The organism is Dietzia aurantiaca, from assembly GCF_021033825.1.
Taxonomy (GTDB): Bacteria; Actinomycetota; Actinomycetes; order Mycobacteriales; family Mycobacteriaceae; genus Dietzia; species Dietzia aurantiaca.
In genome coordinates this window covers 17,980-34,996 of sequence record NZ_JAIFXZ010000022.1, presented here as the reverse complement: position 1 = coordinate 34,996, position 17,017 = coordinate 17,980, and the positions used below count along the sequence as shown (strand labels likewise).

Annotated in this window: 14 protein-coding genes; 10 read left to right on the top strand and 4 right to left on the bottom strand. The window is 68.7% G+C overall.

The annotated features are described in order from the left end of the window. Positions 1 to 44: 44 nt before the first annotated feature. Entirely contained in the window at positions 45 to 737 is a 693-nt protein-coding gene (locus tag K3888_RS16795) for a DUF5701 family protein (RefSeq protein ID WP_230931435.1), read from the top strand. 34 nt (positions 738 to 771) lie between these two features. On the opposite strand, the gene K3888_RS16790 is transcribed toward K3888_RS16795, so the two are convergent. Beyond that, entirely contained in the window at positions 772 to 1,053 is a 282-nt protein-coding gene (locus K3888_RS16790) for a chorismate mutase (protein ID WP_230931434.1), read from the bottom strand. A gap of 57 nt (positions 1,054 to 1,110) precedes the next feature. Between K3888_RS16790 and K3888_RS16785 the strand changes: the two genes are divergently transcribed. Both K3888_RS16785 and K3888_RS16780 read left to right on the top strand, forming a co-directional pair. Continuing rightward, positions 1,111 to 2,535, top strand: coding sequence for an alanine/glycine:cation symporter family protein (locus K3888_RS16785; protein WP_230931433.1), 1,425 nt, complete (start codon positions 1,111 to 1,113; stop codon positions 2,533 to 2,535). A gap of 71 nt (positions 2,536 to 2,606) precedes the next feature. Beyond that, on the top strand, positions 2,607 to 5,099 hold the full coding sequence (locus K3888_RS16780; RefSeq protein ID WP_230931432.1) for a UvrD-helicase domain-containing protein: 2,493 nt from the start codon (positions 2,607 to 2,609) through the stop codon (positions 5,097 to 5,099). A 64-nt stretch (positions 5,100 to 5,163) separates the two neighbouring features. Here K3888_RS16780 and K3888_RS16775 read toward each other — a convergent pair whose 3' ends face one another. After that, positions 5,164 to 5,940, bottom strand: a complete 777-nt coding sequence (locus tag K3888_RS16775) for a M23 family metallopeptidase (RefSeq protein ID WP_230931431.1) — start codon at positions 5,938 to 5,940, stop codon at positions 5,164 to 5,166. A gap of 427 nt (positions 5,941 to 6,367) precedes the next feature. Between K3888_RS16775 and sucC the strand changes: the two genes are divergently transcribed. From sucC to K3888_RS16745, 6 genes are all read left to right on the top strand, one after another. After that, complete coding sequence (sucC, locus tag K3888_RS16770) at positions 6,368 to 7,534, top strand: ADP-forming succinate--CoA ligase subunit beta (protein WP_230931430.1); 1,167 nt, start codon at positions 6,368 to 6,370, stop codon at positions 7,532 to 7,534. Positions 7,535 to 7,555: 21 nt separating this feature from the next. Further along, complete coding sequence (gene sucD, locus K3888_RS16765; protein ID WP_230931429.1) at positions 7,556 to 8,458, top strand: succinate--CoA ligase subunit alpha; 903 nt, start codon at positions 7,556 to 7,558, stop codon at positions 8,456 to 8,458. A gap of 143 nt (positions 8,459 to 8,601) precedes the next feature. Next, a complete protein-coding gene (locus K3888_RS16760; RefSeq protein ID WP_230931428.1) occupies positions 8,602 to 10,299 on the top strand; it encodes a cell division protein PerM in 1,698 nt (565 codons plus the stop codon). 63 nt (positions 10,300 to 10,362) lie between these two features. Further along, positions 10,363 to 10,986 carry a phosphoribosylglycinamide formyltransferase gene (gene purN, locus K3888_RS16755; RefSeq protein WP_230931427.1) on the top strand — a complete coding sequence of 208 codons (624 nt, stop codon included), beginning with the start codon at positions 10,363 to 10,365 and terminating at the stop codon, positions 10,984 to 10,986. After that, complete coding sequence (gene purH / locus K3888_RS16750; protein ID WP_230931426.1) at positions 10,983 to 12,563, top strand: bifunctional phosphoribosylaminoimidazolecarboxamide formyltransferase/IMP cyclohydrolase; 1,581 nt, start codon at positions 10,983 to 10,985, stop codon at positions 12,561 to 12,563. Before purN ends, purH begins: the two co-directional genes overlap by 4 nt. Before the next feature lies 1 nt (position 12,564). Next, complete coding sequence (locus K3888_RS16745; protein WP_230931425.1) at positions 12,565 to 13,179, top strand: TetR/AcrR family transcriptional regulator; 615 nt, start codon at positions 12,565 to 12,567, stop codon at positions 13,177 to 13,179. Between the two features lie 222 nt (positions 13,180 to 13,401). On the opposite strand, the gene K3888_RS16740 is transcribed toward K3888_RS16745, so the two are convergent. Further along, positions 13,402 to 14,793: a 2-hydroxycarboxylate transporter family protein gene (locus K3888_RS16740; RefSeq protein WP_230931424.1), complete on the bottom strand. Its 1,392-nt coding sequence runs from the start codon at positions 14,791 to 14,793 to the stop codon at positions 13,402 to 13,404. Positions 14,794 to 14,971: 178 nt separating this feature from the next. Beyond that, positions 14,972 to 15,445, bottom strand: coding sequence for an Lrp/AsnC family transcriptional regulator (locus K3888_RS16735; protein WP_230931423.1), 474 nt, complete (start codon positions 15,443 to 15,445; stop codon positions 14,972 to 14,974). 164 nt (positions 15,446 to 15,609) lie between these two features. Here K3888_RS16735 and leuC point away from each other — a divergent pair, with 164 nt between their 5' ends. Then, complete coding sequence (gene leuC / locus K3888_RS16730) at positions 15,610 to 17,013, top strand: 3-isopropylmalate dehydratase large subunit (RefSeq protein WP_230931422.1); 1,404 nt, start codon at positions 15,610 to 15,612, stop codon at positions 17,011 to 17,013. Positions 17,014 to 17,017 lie beyond the last annotated feature (4 nt).

The following is a 17,017-nucleotide window of genomic DNA, read 5'->3' as shown; positions in this document are numbered from 1 at the left end:
AGGCTAGTCGGGAATACCACCCTCGTACCGCTCGTTCCACAGACGTGCCCCCCATAGTTCATCCCGCCGTCTCCCCGTCCCCTCTCACGATCACCGGCCAGACCGAGAGACTCATCGAGTTGGGCGTCCCGACGCTGGCCGGGCTCTCCGACGATCAACTGCGGGCCCACGCGGCGGGACTGCTCGACGCCGGCGACCGGTCCGATCAGGACGGCCGGGCGGCGCGGACGGTGCTGGCCGTCCATCCGTCGCTCGTTCCGACCGCCCGGCTCGCCGAACTCATGCGCCGTGAGGGGAAGGCGGGCTTCGTCGTCGTCGACATGTCGGACCTGGCGGACTTCACCCCCACGGACGACATCGCCCTGCCCGACGCCCCGCTCTACCTCGTCGACGACGTGACCCGAGGCGACGACATGCTCGGGTGGACCCCGGCTGACGCGCATCCCGAACTGACCGCGCGCGGCCGCACGCCGTTGACCATCTCCGAGGGCGTCAGCTGGCTGCTCCAGCAACCCGGGACACTCGAGCCCGGCGCGTGCTTCATGTGCATCGGCTCCCGCAAGCGCAAGGCCGCCGGAGGCCTCGACTCGCGGACCCCCGCGCTGTGGATCAGCGGCGGGACCGGGCGCGACGGGCGGGAGAACAAGGGCGCGCCCAAAGTCGGCTGGTGCTGGGCGGGCAACCACCACACGTGGCTCGGGTTCGCCTCGACGGCCGGGCGGCGCGGGCCGGCCTGATCGAGGGCCGGGCCGTTCCGCGGGCCGGCGCCGGCTACTGGCCGAGCCGGCCGCGGCCCAGCCGCAGCAGCATCCCCGCGAGAGTCTGACCCTCCTGGCCGAGAGCAGAGAAGCGCTGGTAGACCTTGAGTTCGCGCGTGTGGACGAGCTTGGTGCCGCCCGACTGCATCCGGGTGCGGCCGATGCGCCTGGAGATCTCGCTGCGGCGCTGGATCGAGTCGAGGATCAGGGCGTCGAGGCGATCGATCTCCAGGCGTAGCTCCTGGATCTCGGCCTCGGACAGGGGATCGTCGGTCCCGGCGGGGTCGGTGCTCATGGGAGGAATTATCCCACTGCGCCCCGGAACCGGTGCGCGGGCGTCTACTGTTCCCCCGTGGAAAATTTCAGTACGCTCCTCGCCGACATCGGATCGGTGATCTGGGGCCCCTTCGTCCTCATCCCGCTGTTGCTCGGCACGGGCCTGTTCCTCACGATCAGGTTGCGGATGCTGCAGTTCCGCGAGCTCGGACCCGCGCTTCGGCTGGGCCTGATCAAACGCAAGGACGACGGCGGTGCCGGCGACATCTCCCAGTACCAGGCGCTGACCACCGCGCTCGCCGCGACGGTGGGCGTGGGCAACATCGTGGGCGTGGCCACGGCCATCGCGCTCGGCGGGCCGGGCGCGCTGTTCTGGATGTGGGTGACCGCCCTGCTGGGCATGGCCTCCAAGTACTCCGAGGCGTTCCTCGGCGTGCGCTACCGCGTCACCGACGCGCGCGGCGAGCAGTCCGGCGGCCCGCAGTACTACCTGCACCGGGGATTCACGGAGGTCTTCGGACGGACCGGCGGCCGGATCGGGCTCGTCATGTCGATCGTGTTCGCGGTGTTCGCGGTGCTGGCCAGTTTCGGCATCGGCAACATGACGCAGGGCAACGCCGTGGCCACGCAGATGGAGAACTCGTTCGGGGTCCCGCACGTGACCACCGGCATCATCCTGTTCGTCCTCACCGGTGCGGTCCTGCTCGGGGGTATCAAGTCGATCGGCCGGGTCACCGCCGGGTTCGTGCCGCTGATGATCGTGCTGTACATCGTCGGCGGCCTGATCGTGCTGGTCGTCAATGCCGAACAGATCCCCGGCGCCTTCGGGCAGATCTTCTCCGACGCCTTCACCGGCACCTCCGCCGTCGGCGGCTTCGCCGGCTCGGCGATCCTGTACGCCATCCAGATGGGTGTCGCCCGCGGCATCTTCTCCAACGAGTCCGGCATGGGCTCGGCGGCGATCGCGGCCGCCGCGGCCAAGACCTCCCACCCCACCAGGCAGGGACTGGTGTCGATGACGCAGACGTTCATCGACACGATCATCGTCGTCACCTTCACCGGCCTCGTGTTGGTCACCTCGGGAACGTGGCGGCAGGGTGGGGATCGCGCCGGCACCATGACCGCCGACGCCTTCTCCCAGGCGATGCCGGAGGGCGACAAGTTGGTGGCGGTGTCCATCGCGTTCTTCGCCTTCTCCACCATCCTCGGCTGGTCGTACTACGGCGAGCGGTGCATGGAGCGGTTGGTCGGTGCGCGGGGCGTGGTCCCGTATCGCCTGGTCTTCACCTGCGTGGTGTTCATCGGTGCGGTCACCGAGCTCGAGGTGGTGTGGAACTTCGCCGACGTGATGAACGGCCTCATGGCGATCCCGAACCTCATCGGACTGTTGGTGCTGTCGGGGCTCATCGTGCGGGAGACCCGCTACTACCTCGACAACGACCCGAAGCTCACCGCGACGGCGGCGCAGGTGGAGGAGTTCATGGGGGCCGGTCAACGGTGAACGCCGGCTGAGCCGGGCCTGATCCGTCGGGCGGACCGGGTGTCGGACCCGGTGGGTAGATTGGACCCACGATGACCGACACCGCACCTGCTCCCGCCCCGCACACCTCGACCCTCCTGGCCGGCCTCAATCCGCCGCAGGCCGCCGCGGTGACCCACCGCGGCGGCCCGCTGTTGATCGTGGCCGGTGCCGGATCGGGCAAGACCAGTGTGCTCACCCGGCGCATCGCGTATCTCCTCGCGGAGGGCGGTGCGCACCCCGGCCAGATCCTCGCGATCACGTTCACCAACAAGGCCGCAGCCGAGATGCGGGAGCGGGTCTCCGCGCTGGTCGGTCCGCATGCGGAGCGCATGTGGGTGGCGACCTTCCACTCGATCTGTGTGCGGATCCTGCGTGCCCAGTCGGCGCTGCTGGGTACCCGCAACTCCAACTTCACGATCTACGACTCGGATGATTCGCGCCGCCTGCTGGGAATGATCGCCAAGGAGCAGCAGCTCGAGGTCAAGAAGTTCACGCCGCGGATGCTGGCGTCGGTCATCTCGGGCCACAAGAACGAGCTGCGCGATCCGTCCGAGGCCATGGACCGTGCGCTCGAGGACTCGGACCGCACCGGCCAGACGGTGGCGGCGGTCTATACCGAGTACCAGGCGCGACTGCAGTCGGCCAACGCGTTCGATTTCGACGACCTGATCGGTGAGACCGTCGCCCTGCTCCGCGCGCACCCGGAGGTGGCCGCGTACTATCGGCGGCGGTTCCGGCACGTCATGGTGGACGAGTACCAGGACACCAACCACGCGCAGTACGTCCTGGTGCGCACCCTCGTGGGTGGAGTGGCGGGGGATGAGGCGGACGAGGTGGGCGTCCCCCCGGCGGAGCTCTGTGTCGTGGGTGATGCGGACCAGTCGATCTACGCGTTCCGCGGGGCGACCATCCGGAACATCGAGGATTTCGAGCACGACTATCCGGATGCGCGGTCGATCCTGTTGGAGCAGAATTACCGGTCCACACAGACCATCCTGTCGGCCGCCAACGCGGTGATCTCGCGTAACCCGGGCCGCCGCGAGAAGAACCTGTGGACCGATGAGGGTACGGGCGATCTGCTGGTGGGCTACGTCGCGGACAACGAGCACGACGAGGCCCGGTTCATCGCCGGGGAGATCGACCGGATGGTGGATTCGGGCGTCGCCTCGTACTCCGACATGGCCGTGTTCTACCGGACCAACAACTCCTCGCGCGTCATCGAGGATGTGTTCGTACGGCTGGGGCTGCCCTACAAGGTCGTGGGCGGCACCCGGTTCTACGAGCGCAAGGAGGTGCGTGACATCGTCGCCTACCTCAAGGTGATCTCGAACCCCGACGATGCGGTGGCGCTGCGGCGAATCCTCAACACCCCGCGCCGCGGAATCGGCGACCGTGCGGAGGCCTGTGTGGTGGTCCACGCCGAGCAGCGGGGGATCGGCTTCGGTGAGGCGCTGCGCGATGCGGCCGAGGGCAGGGTGTCGCTGCTGCCCACGCGGTCGGTCAAGGCGATCGCCGGCTTCGTCGCGCTGATCGACGAGCTGCGTGGCCGACTGGATGGTGAGGATCACGCAGGTGGAGAGGGTTCGGTCCCGGATGTGGGCGAGCTCGTCGAGACGGTCCTCGCGAAGACCGGCTACCGGTCGGAGCTGGAGGCCTCCAACGACCCGCAGGACGCCGCGCGTCTGGACAACCTCAACGAGCTGGTGGGCGTGGGCCGCGAGTTCTCGTCCGAGGCCGCGTTGCAGTTGTCGGCGCGGGAGCAGGGTTTCGGTCCCGACGCCGGCGCGGATGTCGGCGCCGAGCTGGACGAGGGGCTCGCCCCGCCCGGTTCATTGGCGGCGTTCCTCGAGCGGGTGTCGTTGGTGGCCGATGCCGACGAGATCCCCGACGACGAGCAAGGTCAGGTCACGCTGATGACGCTCCATACGGCCAAGGGGCTCGAGTTCCCGGTGGTGTTCCTCATCGGCATGGAGGACGGGCTGTTCCCGCACATGCGGGCGCTCGGCGACCCGGCGGAGCTGTCGGAGGAGCGGCGGCTGGCCTACGTGGGGATCACCCGCGCGCGCAAGAAGCTGTACCTGTCCCGCGCCATGATGCGCTCGTCGTGGGGGCAGCCCATGACCAATCCGGGGTCGCGCTTCCTCGAGGAGATTCCCTCCGAGGCGATCGAGTGGCAACGCGAGGAGCCCGCCGGCGGTACCGGCTTCGGCGATGACGACTCGTCGGTGTCCCGGCGTCGCTTCGGCAGCGGTTCCGGTTCCGGCGGCTACGGCTCGGGTGGCTACGGCTCAGGCGGCTACGGCTCCGGCGGAAGTCGGAGCGGCCGGTCCGCTGAGCGGGCATCCGGTATTCCGCGGGCCCGCGCCTCGGCTCCTGCTCTTGAACTCGCGCCGGGTGACCGGGTGACGCACGACAAATACGGGCTCGGCAAGGTCCTCTCGTGCGACGGGAGCGGCCCGCGGGCCACGGCGACGATCGACTTCGGGGCGTCCGGCAAGGTAAGGCTGATGCTCATCGGTGGCGTTCCGATGCAGAAGCTCTAGAAGAACGCGGGGCCGACCAGGAAGGTCGGCCCCGCGCCTGTGCGAGCTCGTGTGGGTGGCCTGCTCAGTTGCCGCCCAGTGAGCCGAGTGACATCTCGGAGCTGGCGCCGCCCATGACGTCGAGACCGTGCTGGAGAAGCCAAGGCACGGGGTCGACCTTCTGCCCGTCGATCTCGACCTCGAAGTGCAGGTGCGAACCGGTGGAGAAGCCGAGCGAGCCCATCCCGGCGATCTTTTGGCCAGCCATCACGCGCTCGCCCTTGGCGACGTCGAGAGTCTGCATGTGTCCGTAGGTGGTGATGGTGCCGTCGTCGGCCTTGATCCGGATCCAGTTGCCGTAACCCTGGGCCGGGCCGGATTCGATCACGACGCCGTCAGTGGCCGCCACGATCGAGGTGCCCGGGGAATTGGCGATGTCGATGCCCCCGTGGTGAGTGCCCCAGCGCATCGCGAACGGCGAGGTGAAGGTGCCGACGGTCGGGAGGACGACCTTGGGGCGGCGGGCCATCTCCTCGTCGATCTCGCGCTGGGCGTTGATCTCGGTGCCCGCGAAGAGCATGGCCGACTGGATGTTGTCCGTGCCGCCGGTGGACGCGGAGGCGGGGACGACCACGGGTGCGGGGGCCGACGGGGTCGGCGTGGCGGCGGACGACGGAGCGGAGGAGCTCGACGTCGCAGGCGCCTGCTCTCCGTTGGCCAGGAGGGCGATGTCCCCGGCCTCGGTGGCGTGCGTGTTGGTGGTGGTCATCGCCGAGCCGGCGGAGGCGGCCGAGACCGCGGCACCTGCGGCGACGGCGAGAACGGCGGCCCGACCGCGCAGTGCGGTCGGGGGAGCAGGCACACGGTGGCGGCCGGGACGGCGGGACCCTGCGGGTGAAATGACGACAGGAGTCGCTTGCTTTCCGTGTTGCGACTCGTTCACCGTTGTTGATTCCCTTCAGGCCGTGCCGTGACTGTTTTCGCGCCGTAACCGTTTCGTGATTAAGACGTCGTCCAAGGTAACGGATAGGCAACGGTGCCGCAAGGTGGTCCGGCACCCGGGGATGAGGGGTGAGTCACATAGCTGTGACTCACGGTGCCCGTGGGGTCCGGATGGGTCTACGGGCAAGGAGGGCCGACGGTGGGTGCCGCTGGCGCACCCGGCCCTGTGATCCACCGCACTCTGTCACCCCCGGGGTGCGACGGGCGACACACCAGGCGCTTAGGATGAGGGATGACTCGGCTTTAAAACAGCGCCGGGCGAATCTACACGTCAAGATGGTGAGCTGATGGATCTCTTTGAATACCAGGCAAAGGCTCTTTTCGCGAAGCATGACGTGCCCACCACCCCGGGGCGCGTCGCAGACACCGCGGAGGAGGCCGAGAAGGTTGCGGCCGAGATCGGCAAGCCTGTCGTCGTCAAGGCACAGGTAAAGGTCGGTGGCCGTGGCAAGGCCGGCGGCGTGAAGCTGGCAGAGGATGCCAAGGAGGCCCGCGCCCGGGCCGAGGACATCCTGGGCCTGGACATCAAGGGCCACATCGTCAAGAAGCTCCTCGTCGCCGAGGCCAGCGACATCGCGGAGGAGTACTACATCTCCTTCCTCGTCGATCGTGCCAACCGCAACTACCTGGCCATGTGCTCGGTCGAGGGCGGCGTCGAGATCGAGCAGGTCGCCGAGGAGTCGCCGGACCGTCTCGCGAAGATCAACATCGACCCCACAGTCGGCGTCGATGTGGCCAAGGCCCGCGAGATCGCCAAGGCCGGCCACCTCCCCGAGGAGGTGCTGGACGCCGCGGCGGTGACCATCGCCAAGCTGTACGAGGTCTTCGTCAAGGAGGACGCGTCGCTGGTCGAGGTCAACCCGCTCGTGCGCACCCCGAACGACGAGATCCTCGCACTCGACGGCAAGGTCACCCTGGACGCGAACGCCGAGTTCCGTCACAAGGAGAGCTTCGCCGACTTCGCCGATGCGGGCACCACTGATCCGCTCGAGCAGAAGGCCGCCGAGAACGACCTCAACTACGTCAAGCTCGACGGTGAGGTCGGCATCATCGGTAACGGTGCCGGTCTGGTCATGTCGACCCTGGACGTCGTCGCCTACGCCGGTGAGAACCACGGGGGCGTCAAGCCCGCCAACTTCCTCGACATCGGTGGCGGTGCCTCGGCCGAGGTCATGGCCAACGGTCTCGACGTCATCCTCGGTGACGAGCAGGTCAAGAGCGTGTTCGTGAACGTCTTCGGCGGCATCACAGCCTGTGACGCGGTCGCGAACGGCATCGTCAAGGCCCTGGAGATCCTGGGCGACGACGCCAACAAGCCGCTCGTCGTGCGTCTCGACGGCAACAACGTCGAGGAGGGTCGCAAGATCCTCGCGGAGGCGAACCACCCACTCGTGACCCTGGCCGACAACATGGACTCCGGCGCCGACAAGGCCGCCGAGCTCGCCTCCAAGTAGGAAGAGAAGGAACCAGAAGATATGTCGATCTTCCTCAACAAGGACAGCAAGGTCATCGTCCAGGGCATCACCGGCGGCGAGGGCTCCAAGCACACCGCCCGCATGCTCGCGGCCGGCACCCAGGTCGTCGGCGGCGTCAACGCCCGCAAGGCCGGCACCACCGTGTCCCACAAGGACGCCTCCGGTAACGACGTCGAGCTGCCGGTCTTCGGCACCGTCTCCGAGGCCATGGAGGCCACCGGTGCCGACGTCACGATCCTCTTCGTGCCGCCGCCGTTCACCAAGGACGCCATGATCGAGGCCGTGGACGCGGAGATCCCGCTCGCCGTGGTCATCACCGAGGGCGCCCCGGTCCTGGACACCGCAGAGGCACACAACTACAACGTGTCCAAGGGCTCCAAGACCCGGATCCTCGGCCCCAACTGCCCGGGCATCATCACGCCGGGCGAGTCGCTGGTCGGCATCACCCCGGCCAACATCACCGGCAAGGGTCCGGTCGGCCTCGTGTCGAAGTCGGGCACCCTGACCTACCAGATGATGTACGAGCTGTCCGACTACGGTTTCTCGACCGCCATCGGTATCGGCGGCGACCCGATTATCGGCACCACGCACATCGACTGCATCGAGGCCTTCGAGAACGACCCGGAGACCAAGGTCATCGTGATGATCGGCGAGATCGGTGGCGACGCCGAGGAGCGTGCCGCCGAGTACATCAAGGCCAACGTGACCAAGCCGGTCGTCGGCTACGTCGCCGGCTTCACGGCCCCCGAGGGCAAGACCATGGGCCACGCCGGCGCCATCGTCTCCGGCTCCTCGGGCACCGCGCAGGCCAAGAAGGAGGCCCTGGAGGCCGCGGGCGTGAAGGTCGGCAAGACGCCGTCCGAGACGGCTGCTCTCGCCAAGGAGCTCCTCGACTCGCTGTGATCCGATAGGTCACACGCGGTGGTGGATCACCTGCAGTTGTAGGGCGTTCCGCGCTCACCACGACCCCCGTCATCCAAGAGGATGGCGGGGGTCGCGGCGTGCCGGGGGCGTCCTGTCGCAGGCGGGTATCTACGGTTGACGGCGTGAGTCCTCAACGTGTCATCCGCCCCGCAGTGCGACGGTCCCCGGCAGGGGCCGGGTCGCTGCTGTGGGCTGCTGCGGCCGCGGCACTGCCCGTTGTCGTCACCGTCCTCATCCTGGTGGTGCTCACGTTGGGGGTGCTGCTGTTCAGCGCCACGGGGTTCGATTCGCTGTTCGCGGTGGTCGCCGTGGAGTGGCTGGTGGTCAACCGGGTGCCGCTGACGATCGACGCCGTGGAGTTGGGTTTCCTGCCGCTGCTGCCGCCACTGATCTATGCGGTGGTGTTGGCGCGCCAGACGCGGGCGGTGCTGGCGGATGTCGAACAGCCGGGCGCACGGGAGGCCGGTGCGGCGATCGTCGGTGCGACGGTGGCGGGCCTGCTTCTGACCGGACTGGCCTCGTTGCTAGTGGGGTCGGCGGCGTCCGACTTCGCGGTCCGGGAGTCGTCGCTGCCTCTGGCGCTGACGTGGACCGCGGTGGTGGGCATCGTCGGTTCCGGGCTCGGGGTGTGGCTGTTCTTCCGGCGTGATCTGCGTGAGGAACTGCCCCTGTGGGTGCGCGGGGGTGTCCACCTGGGAGCGGCGTTCGTGGCGGCGATGTGGGCGATCTCGGCGTTCCTGGTGCTGGTCGGCATCCTCTTCGCGTGGGAGCCGGTCGAGGCGAGCATGGGGATCGGCAAGGGGCTGGCCGGTACGGCAGCGCTCACGGGGATCTCGATCGCGTACCTGCCGAACGTCGTGATGGCCGGAGCCGCGCTGCTGGTCGGCGGCGAGGCGCATCTGGGGGAGGCCTCGTACAGCGTGTTCGCGGTGTCCCGGGGACCGATGCCGGAGGTGCCCTTGGCGGCGGCGCTGCCCACCACGAATCCGCACTGGATCGTGCAGGGGCTGCTGCTGGTGACGGTCCTCACGGCCGCTCTGCTGGCGCGGTCGGTGGCGCACTGGTTCCGGACCACGGCCGATGCGGTCAAGGCGACGTGGCTGGCGGCGGCGATCGCCGCGGTCGTGACCGTGCTGACTCCGGTCGTGGCGGGCGGGGACCTCGGCGTGTTGGGCTCGGTGGGTACAGGTTCCCTGATCGCGGCCGGCATGGCGCTCCTGCTGTTCGGGATCATCGGGTCGACGACCATCGCGTTGTCCCTGGCCGGTCTGACCCGGCGCCGCGAGCGTGCGGAGAGCGAGTTGGCACGCCGGCGACGCCGGGTGGGTGCGACGGGCGGCGTCACCACGGACGAGGTCACCGACGATCGCGCTGATGATCTGGACGGCGGGACCGCCGGCGGTCCTGTGGACGAGGACTCCGTAGCCAGCGACGCGGCAGCCGACGATGAAGCGGCCGACCATGCCGCCGAAGACGCCGGCGCTGGCGATGAGGACCATGCCTCGGGGGACGCCGACGCCGGCGCAGACGATGAGAACCATGCCTCGGGCGACGACGACGTCGCGCGCGACGACGATGTACCAAGTGACGATGGCCCAGACGATGACGCCGCCGCGGGCGACGACGACCCCGTGAGTGACGACGACGCCGCCTCCGACGGTGGCCTCACCGTGGACGCCGATGCGGACCCGTCGGACGAGGCGGGCGGGGAGGACGCGGGGACAGCGGGCAGCGCCGACTCCGCCGACGAGGGGACCGTCGACGTCCCCGACGCCGGGTCTGCCGATCTCCCTGACGATGGCCCCAAGGCGGGCGACTAGACTCCGACGGGTGGCCCGGGCGATCTCCCGGGCGGATTGATCGACGGGCAGGAGCTGGAGAGCGTGGACAGTGGCGAGTCCGTCCCACCCGGGGAGGTCGTGCTGTTGGCGTCCGGCGCGGGGACCCTCGCCCAGAGCGTGATCGACTCCGCAGCGCACCCGAGCTGCGCCTACCGCGTGACCGCGCTGGTCTCCGACCGCGACTGCGAGGCGGTGGCCCGTGCCGCCACCGCCGGGCTCGCGACCGCGGTCGTCAGACCTGGCGACCACGAGGACCGCGCAGCCTGGAACCGCGCGTTAACGGACGCCGTGCGGGATTTCACGCCCGACTGGGTGGTCTCCGCCGGCTTCATGCGCATCCTCGGACAGGCGTTCCTCGACGAGTTTACCGGCCGGGTCATCAACACCCATCCGGCGCTGCTGCCGTCGTTCCCCGGAGCCCATGCGGTGCGGGACGCGCTCGCCTACGGGGTGTCCGTGACCGGGTGCACCGCTCACCTGGTCGACGCCGGCGTGGACACCGGTCCTGTGATCGACCAGCGCACCGTCGACGTCCGCCCGGACGACACCGAGACCACCCTCCACGAACGCATCAAGGTCCGCGAGCGCGAGATGCTCGTCGATGTCCTCACGGCCGCCGCCCGCGGTCGCCTCCATATCGAAGGTCGAAAGGTGTACATATCGTGACCTCCCAGCCGGACAACTCCCGCAGGCCCGTACGCCGCGCCCTCATCAGCGTCTACGACAAGACCGGGCTCACCGAGCTCGCCCGCGGTCTGGCGGACGCGGGCGTCGAGATCGTCTCCACCGGGTCCACCGCGCAGCGGATCTCCGATGCCGGCATCGACGTGACCCCCGTCGACTCGCTGACCGGGTTCCCGGAGTGTCTCGAGGGCCGGGTCAAGACCCTGCACCCACGCGTCCATGCCGGCATCTTGGCGGACACGAGAAAGCCCGAGCATCTCGAGCAGATCGCGGACCTGGATGTGAAGCCGTTCGAACTCGTCGTCGTCAACCTTTATCCCTTCACCGACACGGTCGCCTCCGGGGCGGACTACGACGCCTGCGTCGAGCAGATCGACATCGGCGGGCCCTCCATGGTGCGCGCGGCGGCCAAGAACCACCCGTCGGTGGCCGTCCTCGTCGACCCGGCCGGCTACGGCGAGGCCCTCGAGGCCGTCGCCGCCGGTGGTTTCAGCCTCACCCAGCGTCGTAGCCTCGCCGCGGCCGCGTTCCGCCACACCGGCGCCTACGACGTCGCGGTGGCCACCTGGATGACCGAGCAGACCTCCGACGCCGGGGAAGAGGCCGATTCCGGCTACCCGGTCTGGCAGGGGCAGAGCCTCGACCTGGCCGCCACGCTGCGCTACGGCGAGAACCCGCACCAGAGTGCCGCCCTCTACACCGACGCCGCCGCCGCGCCGGGCCTCGCGCAGGCCCGTCAGCTGCACGGCAAGGAGATGAGCTACAACAACTACGTCGACGGCGACGCCGCGTGGCGCTCGGCATTCGACCACGCCGAGCCGTGTGTGGCGATCATCAAGCACGCCAACCCGTGTGGAATCGCGATCGACGCGGACATCGCCGCCGCGCACCGCGCCGCCCACGAGTGCGACCCCGTGAGCGCGTTCGGTGGCGTGATCGCCGCGAATCGCGAGGTCAGCGTAGAGATGGCCGAGCAGGTGGCCGAGATCTTCACCGAGGTGATCATCGCCCCGTCCTACGCGGACGGTGCCGTGGAGATCCTGCAGCGCAAGAAGAACATCCGCATCCTCGAGGCGCAGGCCCCGGTCGAGGGCGAGGTCGAACGCAAGCAGATCTCCGGCGGCGTGCTCGTGCAGCAGCGCGACTCCCTGGACGCCCCGGGCGACGTGGTGTCCGGCTGGACCAAGGCATGCGGCGGGGACGCCGACGAACAGACCCTGCGCGACCTGCTGTTCGCGTGGCGCGCCTGCCGGGCCGTCAAGTCCAACGCCATCCTCCTCGCCCAGTCCGGCGCGACCGTCGGCGTGGGCATGGGGCAGGTCAACCGCGTCGACTCGGCACGCCTGGCCGTGCAGCGCGCGGGGGAGCGGGTCTCGGGTGCGGTGGCCGCCTCGGACGCGTTCTTCCCGTTCGCCGACGGGCTCGAGGTGCTCGCCGAGGCCGGCGTGCGCGCCGTGGTGCAGCCGGGTGGTTCGGTGCGCGACGCCGAGGTGATCGAGGCCGCCGAGAAGGCCGGCATCACGATGTACTTCACCGGCGCCCGGCACTTCTTCCACTGATATGACCGGCACCGGCGCGCGGGATCAGCGGGGCGGCACTGCTCCGTTGACCCCGCGCGCCCAGGCCAAGGTGCGGCGGCGGGCAGAGATCCTCGTTGCCGCCGCCCGGCTCATGGCCCGCCGCGGGTTCCACGGCGTTCGGCTGGACGACATCGGCGCCGAGGTGGGCATCTCCGGCCCGGGCATGTACCGGTACTTCTCTTCCAAGGAGGACGTGCTCGCCGAGATGCTGCTGGACATCTCCGTCCGTCTGCGAGACGGGGGTCGGGCGGCGGTCGAGCGAGGCGGGACACCCGCCGAGGTGCTCGACGCGCTGCTCGCGGTCCACGTGGACTTCGTGGCCACCGAACCCGATCTCATCAGCGTGCAGTTCCGGGACCTGGCCTCGCTGCCGGCCGGCCCCCGGCACGAGGTGCGCCGACTGCAGCGTGAGTACGCCGAGATGTGGGTGGAAGCCCTGGTGCGGCTGCGGCCGGGCCTGCCGGTGGTCGCCGCGCGTGCTCACGTCCACGCGGTGTTCGGTCTGCTCAACTCCAGTCCGCGGCTGCCGGCCATGGCCGAGGCCGAGCTGCGCCGCGTCCTGACGGCGATGGCGTCGGCGGCCCTGCGGGCCTGACGCCCCGGGGCCCGCGCCGGCAGGTGCGGGTGGTTGCCCTGTTCTCGTGATGTGCCGATCCGCCCCTTGATTCGGATTCGAGGAGCGGATCGCGCAATGCACTTCAGACGAAGGGGCGGAACGATCTGAGCTTCCGATCGCGATCTGCGCGCGAGGAACTCCCGCGCTTCGGCGGGAGTTCATCGACGGCGGCGGGTGAGCGCCGGGGTGTGGGCGGTGCGGTCAGAAGACGCCGGTCCCGAGGATGGGGACGAGGAACGAGACGACGATGAGCAGGAACGCACCACCGAGCCGGGTCGCGACGGTGGCGAACGGGAGCAGGTGCATCCGCTCGGCGGCGGAGAGCACAGCCACGTCACCGGAACCGCCCGTGTCCGCCATGACGAAGCCCGGCACGATCGCCGACTCGACCACGTAAAACCTCACGAGGTACCCGAGCAGGCCGGCGATCACACCGGACACTCCGACTGTGATGAAGATCAGTGCGATGAAGACCGGGTCGGTGAAGCCCTCGACGACGCCCGCGATGTCGATCGCGGCAATGGAGACCGAAGCCAGGAGCGCGGGGACGAGCGTACGGGTGGCGAAGTCACCCCACTGGGATGCAGCCTCCTCGATCCGCTCCGGCACGAATCCGGCGATCTTGATGACGGCGGCGATGATGGTGAGCCAGGCGTAGGTGTGGATGCCCGGGACGAGGGTGCTGAGCATGGACGCCACCACGTAGAGCGTGCCTGCGATGAGCAGGCCCTGCCCGAGCGCGATGAACGATGAGCCGGACGGCTTCTCGGGGATCTTGAGGTCCTCGGCCTCCGCGTCATTGACGCGCAGGAGCTGACCGTTGCCGGAGAACCAGAGGGACGTGGACCGCTTGCCGATGCCGTTGAGCACCGCGGCGAACACCACACACACGACGTTGGCGATGAGGACGGCGGAGATGAGAAGGGTCAGGTACTCGGCTGCGGATCCGCCGGATGCCTCCGCGTACATCTCCGACATCGGGATGGCGCCGATGGGCAGGCCGCCGGCCATCACCGGGCCGGCGACGAAGAAGATGGCCTGGCCGAACCCGTAGCCGAGCGCGGCGCCGATGACGCCGACCACGCCGAGGACACCGAGGATAGTGCCGATGACGGGAACGGCGAACCGCACGCCGGCCTTGATGATGAGCTGCCGGGGCATGCCGAGCATCGCCCCGGCGATGATCGCGACAAGGATGAAGTCCCAGGCGCCCTGCTCATCGGTGAATGCGTCCATCGCGGCGACCGTGCTCTCCGGGATCCATCCCTGCCACACCAGGATGGCGGGGACGAACAGCGGGAGAATGATCGGGAGCCCGAAGTCCTTGAGGAGGGGCACCTGCTGGCCGATCCACATGAGCATGAGCCCGAGGGCTGTCGCGAGCGCAAAGCCACTGACCAGGGTGGAGGGGAAGGTGTCCGTGTAGACGGCCACCGTGAGGGCCAGGAACAGGGGGAGGAAGATCCACATGGGCATCCCCATGACGCTCCACCGGGAATTCGTCGGCGGAGAGTCCGGAGGCGTGGGGGCGGTCTCGGTGGGAGCGGTCTCCGGCATCGACCTGTCCTTCCCTTCCTGCTGGGTCAACGACATTGTGGCTCCTTAGCGTTCGGCACGGTGAGCTGCTGCACGCAAGCCAGTTAAAGTGTTGTGGGTCACACCATCAAGCGGGGTCGGGCGATTCGAGACCAACTGGTCAAATGTCGGCGCAGGCGCTGGGCTCGATAGAGCATATGGATCAGTGTCCGTTGTCGGTTCGGTACCAGGTGGGTCACATGTCGTCGCGGACCTTGTCGACCAGCGGGACGACCCGGGGCCAGATCCGCCGGTTGAGGACGATCTCGGACCGGACCCTCCGAACGCCTTCGAGGCGCTGGACCTTCTGGAGGACCTCTTCGAAGTGGGAGTTGTTGCGGGCGACCAGTCGGCAGAGGAGGTCGCCCTCTCCGGAGACCGTGTTGGCCTCGATCAGCTCCGGGATGAGGGCGAGGCGGTCGAGGGTCTCCTCGAGGAACGCCTGCGCGATGTGGACGTGGACGAATGAGGTGACTCCGTAGCCGAGGGGGGCGAGGTCCATCTGCGGGCGCCAGCCCACGATCACGCCCGCCTTCTCGAGCTTGGAGATCCGGGACGTGGCCGTGTTCCGTGCGATTCCCAGCCGGCGGGAGTACTCGCGCACTCCGGCGCGCGGCTCCTCGATGATGAGACGCAACAGGTCCAGGTCGAGCTTGTCGAGGTCTGCCATTGGTTCACTTCTCTCTTCGAATGGCTGGTGCTCCCGCGGCACAGGAGCGCGATGAAGTCGTCAATATTGAGCAACTGGTAGCAAAACTACTGCCGCCGCTTATCACCTGGCAGAAACCATACTATGGTCTGGGTCACACAGCACCACGGCGAAGGGGAGATCTGATGGCCGAGACACTGGCGGACAAGATCTGGAGACAGCACACGGTGGCGTCCGCGGAGGACGGCCCTGATCTGGTCTATGTGGATATGCAGCTGATCCACGAGGTCAACACCCCGGTCGCGTTCTCGAACCTGCGCGACGCGGGTCGCGAGGTCCGCCGCCCGGAGCTCTGCCTCGGCACGATCGACCACCAGAACGCGACCGACGACGAGCTCCGCACCTCCACGATTGTCGAGGGTGCGCGCCAGATCGAGTACATGAAGCGCAATTGCGCCGACTTCGGGATCGAGCTCTATGCGCCGGGCGACAGGCAGCGCGGGATCGCGCACGTGATCGCCCCCGAGCTCGGCCTGGCCCAGCCGGGGATGACACTGGTGTGCTGCGACTCCCACACCAGCACGAACGGCGCGTTCGGCGTCCTCGCCTTCGGTATCGGCACCAGTCAGGTCGAGCACGTCCTGGCCACCCAGACGCTGTGGATGCAGAAGATGCGCAACATGCGCGTCGTGGTCGACGGCGAGCTGCCCCCCGGCGTCAGCAGTAAGGACCTCATCCTCGAGATCATCGCGGCCATCGGCACCACCGGCGGCCAGGGTTACGTCATCGAGTACCAGGGGGAGGCCATCCGCGCGCTGTCGATGGAGTCCCGCATGACCATCTGCAACATGACGATCGAGGCCGGCGCCCGCGCGGGCCTGGTCGCGCCCGACGAGAAGACGTACGAGTACCTTCGCGGCCGCGCCCACGTCCCGCAGGGCGAGGAGTTCGACGCCGAGGTGGGGTACTGGAAGACCTTCCACTCCGACCCGGACGCGGTGTTCGACAAGGAGGTCTTCCTCGACGCCTCACAGATGGTGCCTCGCGTGTCCTGGGGTACCACCCCGGCGCAGACCGTCTCGCTGGCCGGTCTCGTGCCGGACCCGACGGAGTTCACGGACGCCGCTGAGCGCGCGGCCGCCGAGCGTGCACTGGAGTACATGGAGCTCGAGCCGGGAACCCGGATGTCGGACATCGAGATCGACACCGTGTTTATCGGCTCCTGCACCAACGGCCGAATCGAGGACCTGCGCGCCGCAGCCGCCGTGTTCGACGGCCGTTCGGTCGCCGAGGGGGTCGAGGTGGTGCTGGTCCCCGGTTCCGAGCAGGTGCGTCGGCAGGCGATCGACGAGGGCCTGGACTCCGTGTTCCACTCGGCGGGCGTCAGCCTGCGCCACTCCGGTTGCTCGCTGTGCGTGGGTCTCAACGAGGACAAGTACGCGCCCCGCAAGCGCACGGCCTCGACCAACAACCGCAACTTCGAGGGTCGTCAAGGCCCCGGCATCAAGACCCACCTCGTCTCACCCGCCGTCGCCGCCGCCTGTGCTGTCGCGGGCCGGCTGGTCGCACCGACCCACCTGGAGGTCTAGGGCA